General features: G+C 61.6%; 16 protein-coding genes. 7 read left to right on the top strand and 9 right to left on the bottom strand.

The features are described 5' to 3' along the window. The 5 genes from BJD99_RS01550 to BJD99_RS20855 all read right to left on the bottom strand — a co-directional run. On the bottom strand, positions 1-942 hold a 942-nt coding region (locus BJD99_RS01550), incomplete at its 3' end, for an acyl-ACP desaturase (protein WP_084345060.1). A 121-nt stretch (positions 943-1,063) separates the two neighbouring features. Next, entirely contained in the window at positions 1,064-1,957 is an 894-nt protein-coding gene (locus BJD99_RS01545; protein ID WP_084345044.1) for an alpha/beta fold hydrolase, read from the bottom strand. Between the two features lie 191 nt (positions 1,958-2,148). Beyond that, positions 2,149-4,434 carry a DUF2254 family protein gene (locus BJD99_RS01540; RefSeq protein ID WP_084345043.1) on the bottom strand — a complete coding sequence of 762 codons (2,286 nt, stop codon included), beginning with the start codon at positions 4,432-4,434 and terminating at the stop codon, positions 2,149-2,151. A 91-nt stretch (positions 4,435-4,525) separates the two neighbouring features. Beyond that, the gene (locus BJD99_RS01535) at positions 4,526-4,972 is read right to left on the bottom strand and encodes a GtrA family protein (RefSeq protein WP_084345042.1); all 447 of its coding nucleotides are present in this window, start codon (positions 4,970-4,972) and stop codon (positions 4,526-4,528) included. 111 nt (positions 4,973-5,083) lie between these two features. Continuing rightward, on the bottom strand, positions 5,084-5,251 hold the full coding sequence (locus BJD99_RS20855) for a hypothetical protein (protein WP_179142135.1): 168 nt from the start codon (positions 5,249-5,251) through the stop codon (positions 5,084-5,086). A gap of 101 nt (positions 5,252-5,352) precedes the next feature. Here BJD99_RS20855 and BJD99_RS01530 point away from each other — a divergent pair, with 101 nt between their 5' ends. Beyond that, positions 5,353-6,180 carry a mycofactocin-coupled SDR family oxidoreductase gene (locus tag BJD99_RS01530; protein WP_084345041.1) on the top strand — a complete coding sequence of 276 codons (828 nt, stop codon included), beginning with the start codon at positions 5,353-5,355 and terminating at the stop codon, positions 6,178-6,180. A 138-nt stretch (positions 6,181-6,318) separates the two neighbouring features. Then, positions 6,319-6,513, top strand: coding sequence for a hypothetical protein (locus BJD99_RS20610; RefSeq protein WP_143541992.1), 195 nt, complete (start codon positions 6,319-6,321; stop codon positions 6,511-6,513). A gap of 18 nt (positions 6,514-6,531) precedes the next feature. Here the strand turns inward: BJD99_RS20610 and BJD99_RS01525 are convergent, their stop codons facing one another. Next, positions 6,532-7,941, bottom strand: a complete 1,410-nt coding sequence (locus BJD99_RS01525) for a hypothetical protein (protein ID WP_143541991.1) — start codon at positions 7,939-7,941, stop codon at positions 6,532-6,534. 227 nt (positions 7,942-8,168) lie between these two features. Between BJD99_RS01525 and BJD99_RS01520 the strand changes: the two genes are divergently transcribed. The 3 genes from BJD99_RS01520 to BJD99_RS01510 all read left to right on the top strand — a co-directional run bounded on the left by BJD99_RS01520 (position 8,169) and on the right by BJD99_RS01510 (position 10,638). Next, a complete protein-coding gene (locus BJD99_RS01520) occupies positions 8,169-8,951 on the top strand; it encodes a pirin-like bicupin family protein (protein ID WP_084345039.1) in 783 nt (260 codons plus the stop codon). Positions 8,952-9,063: 112 nt separating this feature from the next. Continuing rightward, on the top strand, positions 9,064-9,648 hold the full coding sequence (locus BJD99_RS21085) for a DUF4190 domain-containing protein (RefSeq protein ID WP_143541990.1): 585 nt from the start codon (positions 9,064-9,066) through the stop codon (positions 9,646-9,648). A 66-nt stretch (positions 9,649-9,714) separates the two neighbouring features. Then, the gene (locus BJD99_RS01510) at positions 9,715-10,638 is read left to right on the top strand and encodes a protocatechuate dioxygenase (protein ID WP_084345037.1); all 924 of its coding nucleotides are present in this window, start codon (positions 9,715-9,717) and stop codon (positions 10,636-10,638) included. Here BJD99_RS01510 and BJD99_RS01505 read toward each other — a convergent pair. Further along, the gene (locus tag BJD99_RS01505) at positions 10,635-11,732 is read right to left on the bottom strand and encodes a GGDEF domain-containing protein (RefSeq protein WP_256895294.1); all 1,098 of its coding nucleotides are present in this window, start codon (positions 11,730-11,732) and stop codon (positions 10,635-10,637) included. The genes BJD99_RS01510 and BJD99_RS01505 overlap by 4 nt on opposite strands. Positions 11,733-11,967: 235 nt before the next feature. Between BJD99_RS01505 and BJD99_RS01500 the strand changes: the two genes are divergently transcribed. Both BJD99_RS01500 and BJD99_RS01495 read left to right on the top strand, forming a co-directional pair. Beyond that, the gene (locus BJD99_RS01500) at positions 11,968-13,926 is read left to right on the top strand and encodes a M13 family metallopeptidase (protein WP_084345059.1); all 1,959 of its coding nucleotides are present in this window, start codon (positions 11,968-11,970) and stop codon (positions 13,924-13,926) included. Between the two features lie 24 nt (positions 13,927-13,950). Further along, positions 13,951-15,261 (top strand): cytochrome P450, encoded by a 1,311-nt coding sequence (locus BJD99_RS01495; RefSeq protein WP_084345035.1) that lies wholly within the window; start codon positions 13,951-13,953, stop codon positions 15,259-15,261. Here the strand turns inward: BJD99_RS01495 and BJD99_RS01490 are convergent. Next, positions 15,242-16,333: an ABC transporter ATP-binding protein gene (locus BJD99_RS01490; protein ID WP_084345034.1), complete on the bottom strand. Its 1,092-nt coding sequence runs from the start codon at positions 16,331-16,333 to the stop codon at positions 15,242-15,244. The two genes, BJD99_RS01495 and BJD99_RS01490, sit on opposite strands and share 20 nt — an antisense overlap. Then, positions 16,333-17,652 (bottom strand): ABC transporter substrate-binding protein, encoded by a 1,320-nt coding sequence (locus BJD99_RS01485; protein WP_084345033.1) that lies wholly within the window; start codon positions 17,650-17,652, stop codon positions 16,333-16,335. The genes BJD99_RS01490 and BJD99_RS01485 overlap by 1 nt, the downstream gene beginning before the upstream one ends. Positions 17,653-17,668: the final 16 nt, after the last annotated feature.

Below are 17,668 nucleotides of genomic sequence, written 5' to 3'. Positions count from 1 at the left end.
CTCTGCTTTGGCGGCTTCGCGTGCGAGGGAACGATCACGCATTTCCTCGAACTTGGTGGCCTGACGCTCGAGGTCTTCGAGGAACACGGCCAGCTCTTCACGCTTGGATTCCCCGACGCCGGTGAAGTCCTCACGTTCGAAGATCTGCCACTTCCGCAGCACCGGCCACACCACGTCCTCGAGGTGCTGACGCAGATCGTAGATACCGTGCTTGGCCATCAACACACCGTTACGGCGGAAGTTCGGCATCCCGGCACCGGGCATCTGGAAGTTCATCACGATATGCGAAATCGCTTCCAACGTCTGATCCGGCGCGATGTCGAGAGCGGCAGCGGTGACGTTGCGGTAGAACATCATGTGCAGGTTCTCATCCGCGGCGATGCGCTGGAGCATCCGGTCGGCGATCGGGTCGTCGCACACCTTGCCGGTGTTGCGATGCGAGACGCGCGTGGCGAGTTCCTGGAAGGTGACGTACGAGACCGAATGCAACAGTCCGGTCTGTGCGCCCGCCGGTGAGGCGAAACCGTTGGTCATGTGAATCATCCGGGCCTGTTCGAGCGCGACCGGATCGACACCGCGGGTGACCACCAGGTAGTCACGCATGACGATGCCGTGCCGGTTCTCCTCCGCGGTCCACCGTCCCACCCAGGTGCCCCAGGCGCCGTCCTGCGAAAAGTTTTCGGCGATCTCGCGGTGGTACGAGGGCAGATTGTCCTCGGTGAGCAGGTTGGTGATCATCGCTGCTCGCGCTACCTCGGAGAGTGTGCTCTGCTCCGGTTCGTAGTCCACCCCACCGAGTGCAGCGAAGTTGCGGCCTTCGTCCCACGGCACGTAATCGTGCGGGTGCCACTCCTTCGCCATCGACATGTGGCGGTTCACGTTGTCTTCCGCAACAGGAACCAGCTCGTGTAGCAGCTCCAGCTGTGTCAGATCCCTCGCCATGGACATGCCTCCTCTAGTGAAAAATACCTACGTAAGGGTAGGTCGGTTTCCCTATCGGCGAGGACGTCCACGCGAGACTCTGTTAGATGTTGCAAACCCCACTCCCCACACTTGGGCGCCCTCACATGTGTTGGGCGCCGGCCACCTGTGCCCTGGAGTGGTCCCAATCTGCAAGCAAGGTGAGCAGGCCCGACACCAACGGCAACGGCTGATCCAGCATGACGTGATGTCCAGCCAGCGGGATCTCGATCACCGGCGCCGATCTGCCGAACATTTCATACATGTCCGACGCTACGTCCTGGGTGACCATGCCACGTTCGGCGCGGAACAGCGCAGCCCGGCAACGGACCGATCGAAGCAGCTCCGGTGACGGGCGGGCGCTGCCGAACATGCTCGGATCGAACTTCCACGACCATCCGCCGTCTACCTCTCGCACCGATCCGCGGGCAACGTGGTCCATCACGTACGGCAACGAGTCGGCTTGGTCTGGAACAGTGCGGAACCGTACCAACGCTTCGTCCAAAGCGGCATAGACCTTCAGCGGTCCGAACGCTCGCTTGTCCCGCGCTGCGGTCTGCTCGGGCGAGGGAGATCTGAGCGGGGTGTCGATCACCGCGACGCCCGCGATTCTGGCGTCGCCCTTCGCGGCGTCCATGCAGACCCAACCGCCCATACTGTGACCGATCAACACTGGGGGGTGGATGAAGTTCGACGCTTCCGCCACCGCAAGAACTTCGGCAGACCAGTACTCGACTTTGTAGTCTTCCCGCCATGCCGAGTCTCCGTGGCCGGACAGATCGAGCGCAACGACACGATGGCCGCGGGCAAGAAACGGTGCGACGTGATCCCACCATCCCGAGTGCGCAGCACCACCGTGGACGAGAACGACGCCGGGAAGATCTTCCTCACCCCACGAGCGGACGTGAATCGAAGCGCCGAGCACCTCGATGTCACTCTCGACCGGCTTGATTGCCACTGCATCCGAGAACCACTGCGGTGCATCGATATTCGTCATCGCGCAAGTCCGGCTTCCGGCAGGAACGTCGACGGTTCCGGGGAGCGTTGATGGAAGCGGCTACTCATTCGAGGGACTCTCCTTTTGCTGGACACACTTTCGGACTGCCGATTCGGCGCGATCCCGTCGGACGAGACCCTCGGTCTTGCACGAAAACAGCGCCGTCATCACGGATGCAAGTTTTGCATAACCTAGTTTCCGGGCTCTTCTCCCGCTGCGGATTTGTCCGTTTCGACGGTCGGTACACCCAGAACCAGCGGATGTGTCCGTCCTGCCGAACCATTTTCGGAACCGAGCCCCTGAGGATCGGCGACGGATGCCAGCGCGATATCGAGTTCACCGGTCCACTCACGCGCGATCTGAGCATCCAGGGCGTGCACACGTGCCACCAAGGGGGCATGTTGCTCGATTGGACAGTAACCGAGCAGGGTGTCCAACAACGAGCGGAGTCGACGCTGCACTTGAGTGGAGTTGGTGCTGAAGTGCCGGATCTCGTCGGTCGAGATAGCCACGTAATCAGCCCAGGTCCGAGTTGTTCCACGTATCCGTGTCGACACCGAGTCCGAAGCTTCCAGGCGAACTCTCGGCGCCAACGTCAAGAGTAGGTCTTCGAGATGGTCGATGGCCTGCACAGCCCTGCCGGGGTCGTTGATCGCGGGTGAGAGCGCTTTGAGTGCGATGTCGACGATTGCCTGCAGCCCGGCAGCCGGACTGACCGTCGGACTATGGGTATCGCCGAACACCAGGCACGCCATCAACTGGTGTGGGCGCACCCGCAACTGCGGCCCGTTCACCTCGAACAGCGCAGCGTCCTGCGCGACGAACTCGCCGACATAGGGCAGCACCTCGATAGTGACTCCCCATACCGCGGCAAGTCGCTCGATACCGGCGAGATTGACTGCCAACAGAATTCGGCCGTCGGGAGAGAGTTGCCGGAGTCGAACCGTGGTCGAGCTACCCAGCAGCTCGACCTTGTGCGGATCTCTCGACGCAGTGAGGGGCGGTGTCGTCAGAACCGGAGCAGCGGAGACGACTTCCCTCCGCCCTTGCTCCATCTCTTCCGTGAATCCCGGATAGGTTCGCACGATGGACGAGCGACTCTGTGCCGCGATCCAGCGCAGCAACCGCGAGGAATTGAGCACCATTCCCACGCGCGCTACCAGCGCGATGAAGAGAAACGCACTCACGAATGCCAACAGGATTGCAATGGACGTCGACAGCACGGGTGCTGTCGACTCGCCGGACAACGCCAGATCCGAGGCGATGATGACAGCGACGACGAACGTGGACAGGAACATCCCGATCGACCATCTCATGATGGCTTCCTGTTGCAGCATCGGCACCACACGTACCGAAATCTGCGAGGCACCGAACTGCATGGCCAGGGTGATGGCGGTGAACACCAGGCCGGTGAGCGTGATCATGCCGCCGGCGATGACGGCGAGCAACGTGGCAGTGGCTCCGATATCGAATGTCGATTCGATGCCGACCGCAGAATCGGTGTCGCCGAGTTCGCCGTCCAGGTCCACGAGGAGCGCCGCCAACACGATCGACAACGACACCAGGATCATCGGTAGCCGCCAAGTCGGTGTCCTCCGCAAGCGTCGCCGAGTGTGGTTCCACCGTATTGCCGTCAGGAGTCGATTGGGAACCTTGGCCACCGGCACTGGCTGATCCGACACAGTAACCGCGGCAGTCGGTGTGGCCATCTCGATCGGTACACCGAAGCGACCCGAGAGTGCCTCCTGAACAAAGATTTTTGCCCGGATGACCGGTTCACGGAACCGCTTCTCGCGGGTGAAGGCTTTCGCTCGTTTACCTGGCTTGTCGGCGTATCGCCACCGATCCCACGGCGACAACGGTCGGCCGAGCCGGATGGCACCGATAATGAGGAGCGGGGTGAAGAACAGGCCGACCAATCCCGTCCACAGCTTGCCCTTGAGCAGGGTGATTGCCGCGAGCCCAAGCTGAAGTGCCAACCCGAAGAGGACCAGCGCAAGCGTGATCAGTGATCGATCCTGCTGATAGACGTCGAAGTCTCCGGTGAATCCGATGGGGTGAACGCCGAGAAGATAGAGGCCGGAGATCGCGACGGCCACGAAGACCGCATCGATGGAGGACCGACCTTCCTCCGCCCAGTAGACGTCGCGAAGATGCAGTATCAGTGCGAACTCGTCGAGCATCAACGCACTTCCGATACCGAAAACGCTCGAGAGAATGCAGTTGGCAACGGGGGTCTCGTAGTTCGCGATGGCGACCAGCGCGAACCCGGAGACAAGGACCATGACCAGTCCGAACATCACATGGTGAATGTGCATGCCACCTGGGGTGACGTTGCCGGGCCACCAGGACACCTCGGCCCTGATCATCCGAACGCTGAACCGAATGAAAAGAAATGCCAGTAGGAACGATACGAGTAGAAAGAACAAGGGGAGGCGTCCGTTGTCCACGACCGTCTCGGTGAACCATGTACCCATCGCGACCTCCTCGCTCGATCGAGCGAGGTCAGCCTATCCCTGCACGGGCCGTGTGTATGTTTTATCGACGCTGGGCGGACTCACCAGGCGGTCAGAAAACCCATCCGCGAAGCGCGATGAAGCGGAGCGCCCCGGTGGCGGCGCTCACCGCGATGACGGCGACGACCTGCACGATCCACGACGAGCCGGGAAAAACAATATGGACGACGGCGACGGCTGCGGTGCCGAGAGCCAGACCGGCGAGGGCGAGCCCACCCGCCTCCCACTGAGTCTGCAACCATCCGACACGCTGCGTCGCATGAAAGGTATGCCGCCGATGGAGTTCATTGGCAAGAACTGTGCTCGCCGCGATTCCGGCAATATTTGCGACGAAGGTACCCAGAAAGGCCAATCCGAGGAACAGTCCGATGTAGACGACGTTGCTGGACGCACCCACGAAGACGAATCTGACGAATTGTGCCGGTGCCGACTCACCCATGAAACGTGCCTTGATCTCTGTGGCACATGTTCTCGGCTGCGTGTCCAGCGTGCTGCTCACGTCATCGTCTCCAGTTTTCGGCGTCCTGGACCGAATACAGTCCTTCCGGTCCAACAGCGGGTGCACGAGATTCAAGGCCCAACTATGAGCCAAGTCACCCGCATTATCCGGCTAGGACGCGGTACCGCTCTTCTTCTTGTTGCGCGAGCGACGTTCGAGATCGAAGTTCATCAGGTCAGGCTTGATCGATGCCACGAACAACATGACACAACCGAAGACCACGAGAACGATCGTCAGAACGACAACGACGATTCCTATGAACGCACCGATACTTTCCATAACTGCCCTACCTCCCGTGTTGACCCTTACCGTACTGGGCTCACTCGGCGTCGGTCGAATCCACCCCGTAGCGAGTACCAGAAGTTGTACTGTCCGAAGCCATGATCACATCGACCGAACATCAACCACGACGCTTCGAGGGAAAGGTTGCCTTCATCACCGGCGCTGCCCGCGGCCAAGGAAGGGCCGAAGCGATAAGGCTCGCTTCGGAAGGCGCCGACATTATTGCGGTCGACATCTGTGGTGAGTTCGAGTCGACATTCTACGACGGGTCCACCGCGGAGAACCTGCAGGAAACGGTCGCTGCGGTCGAAGCGCTCGATCGCCGGATCGTCGCCACCCAGGCCGACACCCGAGACTTCGCGGCCTTGTCGGCCGCTTTGAACGACGGGGTCGCCCAGCTCGGCAGGCTCGATGTCGTCATCGCCAATGCCGGAATCTGCGCAGCGGGGATGTCGTGGGAAATCACCCCCGAGCAATGGAAAGAGACGATCGACGTCAATCTCACCGGCACCTTCTTCACGGCGAAGGCTGCGATTCCGATATTGCTCGATCAGGGCACAGGCGGATCGATCGTCATGACCAGTTCGGTCGCAGGGCTGAAGGGCCTGCCGTTTCTCGCGCATTACACAGCGAGCAAGCACGGCATCGTCGGGTTGTGTCGGACGATGGCCAACGAGCTCGGACAGTTCGGCATCCGTGTCAACACGATTCATCCGCACGGCGTCGCGACCGGCATGCAGCCCGGCGACATGATGGCTCTCATCGAGAAGTACCCCTCACTCGGACCGATTTTCATGGGTTCGTTGCCCGACCCGATCAGCGAGCCGGAGGACATCGCGGCCGCCGTTGCGTGGCTCGCGTCGGACGAGGCTCGGCACATCACCGGCATTCAGTTGCCCCTGGATCTCGGAGTGCTTACGCGCTGAGACGGAAGCACCTACCCCTGGCTACTGTGACGAAAGAGGTGAACCACGCGCCCGTTTGACCCGAATGCCCGGATCCGGCACTGTCGACGACAATCGTCGTGTTGTCGACGCGAACACGGACAGAATCGGGTCGACACGATGGCGCAGAGCTTCGGGAGATACAGCCACCATTACGAACGGGAGCGCCCGAAGGACGCTCGGTGCATAGTGTGCGGGGCGGGCGAGGACTCACACGACAAGCGAATCGAAACGACGGACCGAGTGGTCGAGGCCGAGGTCGCCAAAGTTGCGGACCACACGATCGAGGCCGACTTGTCGGACTCGATTCGATAGCTGTCGAGAAGAAAGCGGCTAGGAACCAGCACGAGCCGGGGCGTAGCGCCGGATCGCACGCATCGGCAGTTCCAGCCAGGCGGGCCGATTACGTGCTTCGTACACTGCCTCGTAGACAGCCTTATCCAGCTCGTAAGCGCTGAGCAACGCTGATTCTTCGCGTGGGTCGGACCCGGTGACCGATGCATAACCGTCGCAGAACGATGCCGAGTTTCTTCTCGCCCACTCCGAGGCCCTGGCATAGGTCGCCTCGGTCACGTCCGGATCGTCCAGCAGCAGATGATGAGCCGCATAGTCGAACGATCTCAACATTCCGGCGACATCGCGAAGCGCACTGTCTCGCTGTCTACGCTCCTCCAGTGGCTTTGCCGGCTCACCCTCGAAGTCGATGAGCAACCAACCGGCCGAGGTGCGTAGGACTTGGCCGAGATGCAGGTCGCCGTGGATACGCTGCACTGTCACCGTGCCCGCTGCCTCGGCGCCCGCGATGAGCTCACGAGCAGCTGGAAGATGATCGGCCAGTCTCGGAATCACTTCAGCCGCAGCTTCGACTCGCGCGAGGATCTCCTCGACGGCCGTAGAGGAGGCCGCGCGCTCGGCCGTACCCAACTCCCTCGCCAGATCCGCGTGCACGTGGGCAACCGCAGCACCCAGGTCGTATGCCTCACCGGAGAAATCGGAAACCAGCTCAGCTGGCTGTCGGTCGCTCGCCAGCAGGTCGCGGACACTTGCCAAGGCGGTGGTCCAGCCCTCTGCAGCGTCGGCCACGAAGTCCTGCGCCATACCGAGCATCGAGAGTTCACCATCCGCCTCGGTCTCGATCCAGGCCCGCAGCGGAGCGACGAATCGGCATCCCGTGGCCGCCAACGCGCGATGAAGTTCGATGTCCGGATTGATACCCGGGGAGATCTGCCGAAACAGCTTGAGCAGCAGCACTTCACCTAGCACCACCGAAGTATTCGACTGTTCCGCGCCCAACACCCGACCGAGCATCCCGGTCTCGACCGAGTCACCCGGCACGTTTCGGAACTCCAGGGAGCCGATCGGCTGGGCCGCCGACAACGCGTCGGAATACAGCTCAATGATCTCCGGATCACGCAAACCGTCGTACACGAATTCACCCTCGCGCACCGGCAACTGCCAGGGGGCCAGATACTCCAGTACAGCGCTCTCGACCACAGTGCGGCGAAAGCCGAGCGGTACCTGGTAGCGCTGGACGCGGCCCCCTTCGGTCACGTGCGCATCCAGTCCGACGTCGACCAGGACGTGCTCTGCCTCCACCCCTGGACGCGAACCCAGAGGAACCCGCGAGATGACGACGAGGGAGACGATCCGAGAACCCTTCGCGGCGAACCAGCGTTGCTGCGGAAGCCACGCCCGAAGTGCAGTTTCCAACTCTTCCGTGCTGATGTGCGTCGAATCGGTCATAGATGAGTTCACTGGCCTCCGCATTCGCTCGGTCTACTTTCACACTCTAACGATGGATCCGCCGATATGCGCGAGCTGAGCCGAGCGCAGAGCGGTCGAATCTTTCGAATACGGCTACCCGATCCCCCTGATCTCACACACCTGATGCACTGGATCGTTTTTCTTTCGTCGCGCGAAAGTTATCCGAGCCTGGCGACTATCGATCGTTCGACTCGTAGAGTGGGCCCATGTCCGCTCCACATCCTGCAAGCTTCGCCCCCATTCCCCACATCGACGTCCATCGCGCCGGTGATCGCGCGAAAACCCGTGTGGCGTGGCTGAATTCGAAGCATTCCTTCTCCTTCGGGCAGCACTACGACCCGGACAATACCCATCACGGATTACTGCTCGTCAACAACGACGACACTGTCTCTGCTGGAGAAGGATTCGAAACCCACCCACATCGCGACATGGAAATCGTGACGTGGGTGGTGCAAGGTTCGCTCGTACATCAGGATTCGATCGGCCACTCCGGAGTCATCTATCCCGGCCTCGCACAACGAATGAGCGCAGGCAAAGGGATCATGCATTCGGAAAAGAACGACTCCTGGCGGCTTACGGGCGAACAGCACCACGAGCCCGTTCGATTCGTTCAGATGTGGGTTATGCCGGACACCCCTGGCATCACACCCGGATACGAACAACTCGAGATCGACGACGAATTACTGCGCGGCGGACTGATTCCCGTGGCATCCGGCATGAAGAAGCATCACGGGCAGTCCGCGATCGGCATATCCCAGAAGTCGGCTGCCATGCACGCAGCACGGTTACAGCCCGGACGGCCGATCACGATCCCCGACGCGCCGTTTCTTCATGTTTTCGTCGTCGCCGGGACAGTCCAGATGGAAGGCGTCGGCGAATTGTACGAGGGAGACGCCGTACGGCTGAGTTCATCTGGTGGACAACGGATCGAGGCAACCGCACCTGCCGAGATACTGGTGTGGGAGATGCACGAACGCCTGGGTGGATGAGCAACACCGTCGATGACAGGTTGATTACGGCATCCGAATAGTCGAATGCCTGGCCAGGCAAGGCGCTTAGACTCTCCAGCACTCACGCTCGTACGCATCGGAGGTCTCCGCCGTGTCAGACCAACCGCCACCCGAGAACCCACCCCCACCCCAGGATCCGCCCCCGGGTGGCTATCCCCCACCAGGTAACTACCCACCGAGTAATTACCCACCACAGGGTAATTACCCACCACAGGGCGGCTATCCACCAGGCAATTACCCACCACAGGGCGGCTATCCACCACAAGGCGGCTACCCACAGCCTTCGCCTCCGCCGCCGCAGAATACCGCCGGCATCGTGGCGGTCGTGCTCGCGATCCTCGGCATCGTGCTCTGCTGGACGATCCTAGGTGGCATCATCTTCGGATTGCTGGCTGTGGTTATCGGATTCATCGGTCGTTCGAAATCCAGAAAGGGCACCGCAACCAACGGGGCCATCTCCCTCGTCTCGATAATTCTGGGTCTGGTCGCCGTTGCGCTTTCGATCGTGCTGCTCGTCGTCGGTATCGGACTGTTCAACCGCAGCGGAGGCAAAGACTTCGCCGACTGCATCAGCCATGCGGGCAACAACCAGCGTGAGCAGCAGCGATGCGCAGACAAGTGGCAGCAGAACATCGAGGACAGGTTCGACGTCACCATCCCCAACGAACCCAACTGATCACTTCCAGCCGATTCCCAGCGAGGACTCAGGGTTCCTGGAGATCCGCACCCCAGGATAGTGTCCATGAACAAGGACATCGAACGCAGCCGCGCCCGCGTCAGCCGTCGTCGCGCATTGGCACTCGGCGGCGGAGTGAGCCTCGCCGGACTCGTCGCCGCGTGTACCGCCAACCCCGATACGACGGCCGCGAGCGCCACGACGAGCGCCGGAGCACAATCCACCAACACCGCCGATCCCATTCTGGCGTTGCTGAACCAGTCACCGTCATGCCCCATGACCACCGAGGAAACCCAGGGGCCGTACTGGTTCGACGTCGATTCCATCCGCAGCGACATTCGTGAGGACCGTCCAGGCACAACCTTCGAACTGGCGCTCCGGGTGCAGGATCTCGACAATTGCTCGGCGGCCGGCACTGCGAACGTCGTCGCGAACGCCGTTGTGGAAATCTGGCATTGCGATGCCGGCGGCGTCTACTCCGGCTTCGAATCCGGCTCGACGGCGGCTGACATCGGCGGCAGCGATGCACCCCCGGAAGCCGATATGAGGCGACCCCCTGAGGGCGGCGGTATGGGCGGACCTCCACCGGCGGGCGGGATGGGAGCCTCGGGTGCGACGTCGGATGGTTCGTACAGCGTCGGCGACTCCGAGTCCGCTACCACCGACGACAGCACCTATCTACGCGGCGCTCAGACCACCGACGCCGATGGAATCGCCAAATTCACCACGATCTTCCCAGGATGGTACGTAGGTCGCACGACACACATCCACGTCAAGGTGCACGTCGACAAGTCCACCGTCCTCACTACGCAGTTGTTTTTCGACGACGCCACCAAAGCCGAGATCTACGCGGGCACGCCGTACTCCGACCATGCCGGCTGGCAGAACAATGTGCAGAATTCGAGCGATTCGATCTACGACGTCAGTGGCGTCGTCACCACGGCAAAGAACGGCGATGGATACATCGGCGCCGTCAACCTGGGCGTCTAGTCACCCGTGCGGCTCGCGCGCACCGGTGGATACGCAGCAACCGGATCAGCGACGACGACTTGGTTGCCTCCGAGGCGTTTGGCCTCGTACATTGCCCCGTCCGCTTGCCGAAGCAGATCCGTCACGGTGCACACTCCATCGCCGTCGACGGAAGCAGAGTGTGCGACGCCGACGCTGACCGTCAGTGGGCAGATGTCCTGCCTCGAGTGCAAGCGAGTGCGCACCCATTCGGCGACCGAGATTGCTTGTTCGGCGGACACCGTCGTCACCACCGCGAACTCCTCGCCGCCGGTCCTCGCAACGAGCACTTCGTCGATGCGGAGTCTGCGCGCGATCAGGGTGAGCGCCAGGTCTCCACCTTCGTGTCCGAAGCGATCGTTGATCGATTTGAATCGGTCGACGTCGATGACCAAGACCGAGACCTCACTCCGACCTCGGAGAAAAAACGGTATCGCCTCGTCGAGCCCTCGTCTGTTGTGCAGGCCGGTCAACGGGTCGAGCATTGCGTCATCTGCGTCGACCCGCAGGTTCAGCAGTATCGACTGGAGAAATACGGGAGTGGTGAACATGACGGGCAGCAGCATGATCAGGTGCGACCATGCAAGGCCGTGATCGAGATTCGGTGACGCCAGGATGAGTACGAACATCCCTGCCACCGTTACTGCAGACCAGAGCAGGTGCGCCAGGAGCAGCTTCGGGCTGTGAAATACCTGTACGTACAACCCTGTCGCGGCGAGAAGCACACATACCGGGAACGACATCTGAATCGACCCGTAGGACAGCAGGGCCACGGTAGTGCCGAGATCGGCGTAGATGACGAACAGCGTGCTTGCCCGCTCGCTGGGCCACGGGCCGCGCATCCACAGCGCACCGACCGCGAACGACGAGATGGCAGCAGAGACGAGGACGATCCTGCCTACCGTCGAACTCGGCGGAGACGCCGTCAGAAAACTTGTGAGCCCAGCGAGCCCGAAGAAGATGCAGTTGAAACCGACTCCGATGCGGTATGCCTTCAAGACACCTCGCGCCTCGAAATACTTTTTCATCCGCATGTAATTGCATGGCTGAGCCCACCATCTGCGCAGAAATGTCACGGTGCTGTGCCTTCCACGCCGTTGCCCACCTCATAATCCCCCGGCACTTGACGAATACAAGTACGTTCCGCGATCAGACTTCGCGGTAGTTTTCGATATCGTACCCATTCCCGCTGGTCTCGACGGGCTTTCGCACACGTCGTCTTCGGTCTCGCAGATGCCGGAACGCATCGGACACCATGAGCAGGTTCTCGAGTATCAGCCGATCGCTCGTAAGAGTGTAAAGATGGATCACATGACTGCTGTTGTTAATTCCGGAATCGACCTCAGCTACGCAGACCCTGACACGCGCCCGCAGGACGACCTGTTCGTGCATGTCAACGGCAAGTGGCTCGACGACTACGCCATCCCGGCCGACCGTGCGGTCGACGGCGCATTCAGAACTCTTTACGACAGGGCCGAAGAAGACGTGCGGGCGATCATTCAGGAGTCCGCGGCCTCGAATTCCCCCGTAGGCACCGACGCACAAAAGATCGGTGACCTCTACTCGAGCTTCCTCGATGCCGATGCCGTCGAAGTAGCCGGACTCACCCCGATCTCCGACGAACTCGCTGCCGTCGCCGACGCGACCGACCTCGTGACACTGGCCGGCGTGCTCGGCGGTCTACAACGGACCGGCATCGGCGGGGCCATCGGCCACTACGTCGACACCGACGCCAAGGACTCCTCGCGCTACCTCGTGCACTTCTCCCAGTCGGGGATCGGCCTGCCGGACGAGTCGTACTACCGCGAGGACAACTACGCCGAGATTCGCAGCGCGTACGTGGCGCACATCTCGAAGATGTTCGCTCTCGCCGGGGTCGACTACGACGCCCAGCGCGTCTTCGATCTCGAGAAGAAGCTCGCCGCAGGACACTGGGACGTCGTCGCGCGTCGTGACGCCGAGAAGAGCTACAACCTCGTCGACTTCGACACCCTCGTTCGAAACGACTCCGGATTCGATTGGACCGCATGGATTTCCGGCCTCGGTGGCACCACCGAGCAGTTCGCTGAAATCGTCGTTCGCCAACCGCCGTTCGTGTCCACCTTCGCCGCACTGTGGGTCTCGGCAGACATCGAAGACTGGAAGGCATGGTTGACCTGGCGCATCATCCACGGTCGAGCGAATCTCCTGTCCGCAGCTCTGGTCGAGGAGAACTTCGCTTTCTACGGAAAGACTCTCAGCGGCACCGAGGAGAACCGCGAGCGATGGAAGCGTGGAGTGTCACTCGTGCAGGATCTGCTCGGTGAATCCGTCGGAAAGCTGTACGTCGATCGTCATTTTCCGGCCGACGCCAAAGAACGCATGCAGGTTCTCGTGAAGAATCTGCAGGAAGCGTACCGACGCAACATCTCCGACCTCGAATGGATGAGCCCGCAGACTCGGGCGAAAGCACTGGAGAAGCTAGAGAAGTTCACCCCGAAAATCGGCTACCCCGATCGCTGGCGGGACTACTCGGCCGTTTCCATCGATGCAGCTGACCTCGTCGGAAACTACCGCCGCGGACATGTCGCGGAGTATCAGCGCGAACTCGACAAACTCGGTGGGCCCGTGGACCGCGACGAGTGGTTCATGACCCCACAGACGGTGAACGCGTACTACAACCCCGGAATGAACGAAATCGTCTTTCCTGCAGCGATTCTGCAACCACCGTTCTTCGATGCGGCGGCAGACGACGCGGCCAACTACGGCGGCATCGGTGCCGTCATCGGCCATGAAATCGGCCACGGGTTCGACGACCAGGGCGCCAAGTACGACGGCGACGGGAACATGGTCGACTGGTGGACCGACAACGACCGAACCGAATTCGGCAAGCGCACTGCCGCATTGATCGAGCAGTACAACCAGTTCGAGCCCAAGGCGCTACCCGGTCATCACGTCAACGGTGAATTCACCATCGGTGAGAACATCGGCGATCTCGGTGGGCTGTCCATCGCCATAGCCGCGTACAAGATCGCGCTCGGTGGGGAGAAAGCGCCCGAACTCGACGGCCTGACCGGCCTACAGCGGGTCTTCTTCGGCTGGTCGCAGGTGTGGCGGACCAAGGCGCGCGACGAGGAAGCTCTTCGCCGACTCGCGGTCGACCCACACTCACCACCGGAATTTCGCTGCAACGGCGTCGTGCGCAATCTCGACAGTTTCCACCAAGCCTTCGATGTACAGCCTGGAGATGCGTTGTACTTGGACCCGGAAGAGCGCGTCAAGATCTGGTAGGACGCGGTCGCGTAGGAGGGGAGCATGAAAGCTCGAATCAGGTGGCTCGCCGCACATGGGGTCGTGCGCTACGGCGCCAAGAAAGCAGCGCAAGCCGGCGACCCGCAGGCCATGCTCGTGGCAGATCCCGCGACACGGGAGAATCCGCGAGAGGTGTTCGAGCGCATTCGCGCGTCGGGACCGTTGGTGAAGACCAGGATTTCGACTATCTCGGTCAGCCATCGCGTCGTGTTCGACCTCCTGCGCTCCGACGACTTCCGCGTCAGCGAACTCGGGGCCAACCTCCCGAGGACGCTGCGCTTCATCGAAAAGCACACGCGCTCGAGTGCACTGCACCCGCTCAAGCCGCCTTCACTTCTCTCCGTCGAGCCTCCGGAGCACACGCGCTACCGCAAGCTGGTCTCCTCGGTCTTCACTCCGCGCGCGGTGGCGAAGATGCGCGAGATGGTGCAGGAGACCGCGGACCGACTACTCGACGACCTCACGGCAGGCGGCGTCGAAGTAGACATCGTCGACAAGTACTGCGCTCAGCTTCCTGTCGCGGTGATCAGCAATATTCTCGGCGTGCCGGACAGCGATCGGGCGCGGGTCCTCGAGTTCGGTGAGATGGCTGCACCGAGCCTGGACATCGGCTTGTCGTGGAAACAGTTCAACCAGGTCGAGAAAGGGCTCGAAGGTTTCGATGCCTGGCTGGGCGATCATCTCGCCGAGCTGCGCAAAAACCCAGGCAACGACTTGATGAGTCAGCTCATCGCCGCCACCGAGGACGGCGTCGGGCTGAACGACGAAGAGCTCCGCTCGACCGCCGGGCTGGTACTGGCAGCAGGATTCGAGACGACGGTCAATCTGCTCGGCAGCGGAATCCGACTACTTCTCGACCACCCCGACCAGCTCGAGGTACTGACCCGCGACCCCTCGCACTGGCCCAACGCCGTCGACGAAATGTTGCGCCTGGAATCACCGGTCCAGCTCACGGGTCGTCTCGCCCGTCACGACGTCGTCGTGGAGGGCATCGGAATACCCAAGGGCGGGCTGGTGGTCCTCGTGTTGGCCGGTGCCAATCGCGATCCGGACGTCTTCGACGACCCGTATCGGTTCGACGTCACCCGCGCGAACGCGAACAAACATCTTTCGTTCTCCGGTGGGCGTCACTACTGTCTCGGTGCATCATTGGCGAAGGCCGAGTCCGAAGTCGGCCTGAAAACGCTCTTCGACAGATTCCCCCACCTGCGATCGGCAGGTGAGGGAGTCCGGCGAGAAACCCGAGTCCTGCACGGCTGGGCCTCGCTGCCCGTAGAGCTCGGGCAACCTGCATCTACAGGCGCGAGCCGGTAGTAGCGCAGAAGAAAAACACCTCGTCGAGGTTCGGAACGAGGCGCACCGTCTGGCCGAGACGGACGTCCAGCTTCCGATCGACCCGAACAGCGAACCGGCCGGACTGGGTGCTCCAGTTCGCGCCGGGCTCGGGAGCTGCGTACAGGTATGATTCGGCGCCGAGTTCCTCGATCAGCTCGACTGTCGACGCCACCGCGCCTCCATGCTCGCCCACGAGCCGCCACGATTCCGGCCGAATTCCCAGCACCACTCGCCCCGCGGTGTCACGGAGAACAGCGCCACGGGGAAGAGGAATGCGAAGATCCCCGATCACCGCCGCACCCTCGACTACGACAGCCTCGACGAGATTCATTCCAGGAGAACCGATGAACCCTGCCACGAAGGTGTTCACCGGATTGTCGTACAGCTCCCTGGGTGGAGCGATCTGCTGCAGTTTCCCATCGAGCAGGACCGCAACTCGATCACCCATCGTCATGGCCTCGACCTGGTCGTGAGTGACGTAGACCGTCGTCGTACCAAGTCGCTTCTGCAGCCCCGCGATTTGCGCCCTGGTGCTGACGCGAAGCTTGGCGTCGAGATTGGACAGTGGTTCGTCCATGCAGAACACCGTGGGTTGACGAACGATTGCCCGCCCCATGGCAACTCGCTGACGTTGACCACCGGACAACTTGCCCGGCTTACGGTCGAGCAACGCTTCGAGTTCGAGCATCTTCGCAGCCTCATGGACGCGCACCGCGGTGTCTGCCTTGCTCATTCCCGCGTTCCGCAGCGCAAAACCCATATTGTCGGCGACGGTCATGTTGGGGTACAGCGCGTAGTTCTGAAACACCATGGCGACGTCCCTGGCCCGTGGTGCGAGCCCGGTGACGTCGATCCCACCGATGTCGATTCGGCCGCTTTCCACCGATTCGAGGCCGGCGAGCATCCGCAGCGACGTCGACTTACCGCATCCCGACGGCCCGACCAGCACGATGAATTCACCATCGGCGATATCGAGATCGAGGCTGTCGACTGCCAGCGACTCCGCACCAGGGTATCGGTGCGAGACGCCGGAGTACTGGACCGCTGCCATTACGCGGGAAGATTCGGGGTGATCTGGCGGTCGATGATCTGCTGGAGCTGATCGGCAACGCTCGCGAATGTGGTTGCTACATCGGCGTTCTGCAGCGCGATCTGTTCGAGACCGGTACCGATGATCTTGTCACCACCGGGGACGAAGACGCGGGCGTAGTCCTGGCTGCGAGTGAACGCGAGCTGGTCGACGGCCGTCCTCGCATTCGGATTGGCTTCGAGGAACGCGATCTCACTCGGATCCTGTTGGGCCGACTTGCGAACCGGCATGTAACCGGTGTTCTGTGAAAAGTACGCCGTGTTGGCGCCGTTGGTCACGAAGTCGATGAACTTCAGCGCATTGACCTTTCGTTCCTCGGAGATCTTCGACGGGATGGCGAGTCCGGCTCCACCCGTCGGGCATCCCGGCTTCCCGTCCGACGACGGCAGGAAGGCCGTGCCGAACTCGAAGGTTGCGTTCTGGTCGATGCTGGACAGGTCACCGGTCGAGGCGATGGTCGAGGCGATGATACCTGCGCCGAAGTCGTTGGCGATATCGTTGGACACCCCGGCGTACTTCTTGGTGTGAATCGAATCCTTGAGGAATTGTCCTGCGGCAATGGTCTTCTCGTCGCCGAACTTCAGATCGAAGCCCTCGGAGTAGCTGCCACCGAACGTCCAGATCGGCCCCTCGTACGTCCAGCCGAGGTAGTCCACCGCGTTACCCCAGCCGTGGGCCAGCTTGCCGTTGCCGACGACGGCTTGGATACGTGGGCCCCATTCGTCGAATTCGGCCCACGTCGCGGGTCCGCGATCGGGCAATCCTGCCTGTGACCAGACGGCCTTGTTGTAGTAGAACAGTGGGGTCGACCGCGCGTACGGCAGCGCCCAGTGGTTGCCGTTCCAGTTGTAATCGGCGAGAAGCGAATCCACGTAGTCGGCGGAGTCGACCCCTGCTGCAGAGAAATGCTTGTCGAGCGGTTCGATCGCGCCGGTGAGCGCGTAGTTGAACCACCAGACATCGGACAGTACGACGACGTCGGGCACGTCGTTGCCGGAAAGTGCCGCGTTGAACTTCTGCGACACCTCCTCGTAGTTCTTGCCACCGTCGATCAGGTTGACGGTCAAGCCCGGGTTCTCGGCTTGAAAGCGCGAGATGAGTTCCTTCTCGAAGTCCTGCGATTTTCCAGGATGGTTGGACCAGAAGTTGATCGTGTTCGCGTCACCGGTTGCTGCGTCGCCCGACGAGCTCGTACCCGGGCTGCTGCATGCTGCGAGCGCGACACCTGCGGCCAATGTTCCAGTGAGAGTGAGAAAACCGCGCCGATTGAGGTTCGCCATGATGTTGTGCTCCTGT

This window comes from Rhodococcus sp. 1163 (genome assembly GCF_002091985.1).
GTDB lineage: Bacteria > Actinomycetota > Actinomycetes > Mycobacteriales > Mycobacteriaceae > Rhodococcoides.
This window is presented reverse-complemented; position numbering and strand designations above follow the sequence as displayed.

What these genes read in the sequence shown, in the direction of transcription:
- BJD99_RS20855 (WP_179142135.1), bottom strand. Translation starts at nt 5,251, where the DNA reads ATGGAAAGTATCGGTGCGTTCATAGGAATCGTCGTTGTCGTTCTGACG.
- BJD99_RS01485 (WP_084345033.1), bottom strand. Translation starts at nt 17,652, where the DNA reads ATGGCGAACCTCAATCGGCGCGGTTTTCTCACTCTCACTGGAACATTG.
- BJD99_RS20610 (WP_143541992.1), top strand. Translation starts at nt 6,319, where the DNA reads ATGGCGCAGAGCTTCGGGAGATACAGCCACCATTACGAACGGGAGCGC.
- BJD99_RS01510 (WP_084345037.1), top strand. Translation starts at nt 9,715, where the DNA reads ATGAACAAGGACATCGAACGCAGCCGCGCCCGCGTCAGCCGTCGTCGC.
- BJD99_RS01500 (WP_084345059.1), top strand. Translation starts at nt 11,968, where the DNA reads ATGACTGCTGTTGTTAATTCCGGAATCGACCTCAGCTACGCAGACCCT.
- BJD99_RS01495 (WP_084345035.1), top strand. Translation starts at nt 13,951, where the DNA reads ATGAAAGCTCGAATCAGGTGGCTCGCCGCACATGGGGTCGTGCGCTAC.
- BJD99_RS01545 (WP_084345044.1), bottom strand. Translation starts at nt 1,957, where the DNA reads ATGACGAATATCGATGCACCGCAGTGGTTCTCGGATGCAGTGGCAATC.
- BJD99_RS01525 (WP_143541991.1), bottom strand. Translation starts at nt 7,941, where the DNA reads ATGACCGATTCGACGCACATCAGCACGGAAGAGTTGGAAACTGCACTT.
- BJD99_RS01540 (WP_084345043.1), bottom strand. Translation starts at nt 4,434, where the DNA reads ATGGGTACATGGTTCACCGAGACGGTCGTGGACAACGGACGCCTCCCC.
- BJD99_RS01520 (WP_084345039.1), top strand. Translation starts at nt 8,169, where the DNA reads ATGTCCGCTCCACATCCTGCAAGCTTCGCCCCCATTCCCCACATCGAC.
- BJD99_RS01530 (WP_084345041.1), top strand. Translation starts at nt 5,353, where the DNA reads ATGATCACATCGACCGAACATCAACCACGACGCTTCGAGGGAAAGGTT.
- BJD99_RS01490 (WP_084345034.1), bottom strand. Translation starts at nt 16,333, where the DNA reads ATGGCAGCGGTCCAGTACTCCGGCGTCTCGCACCGATACCCTGGTGCG.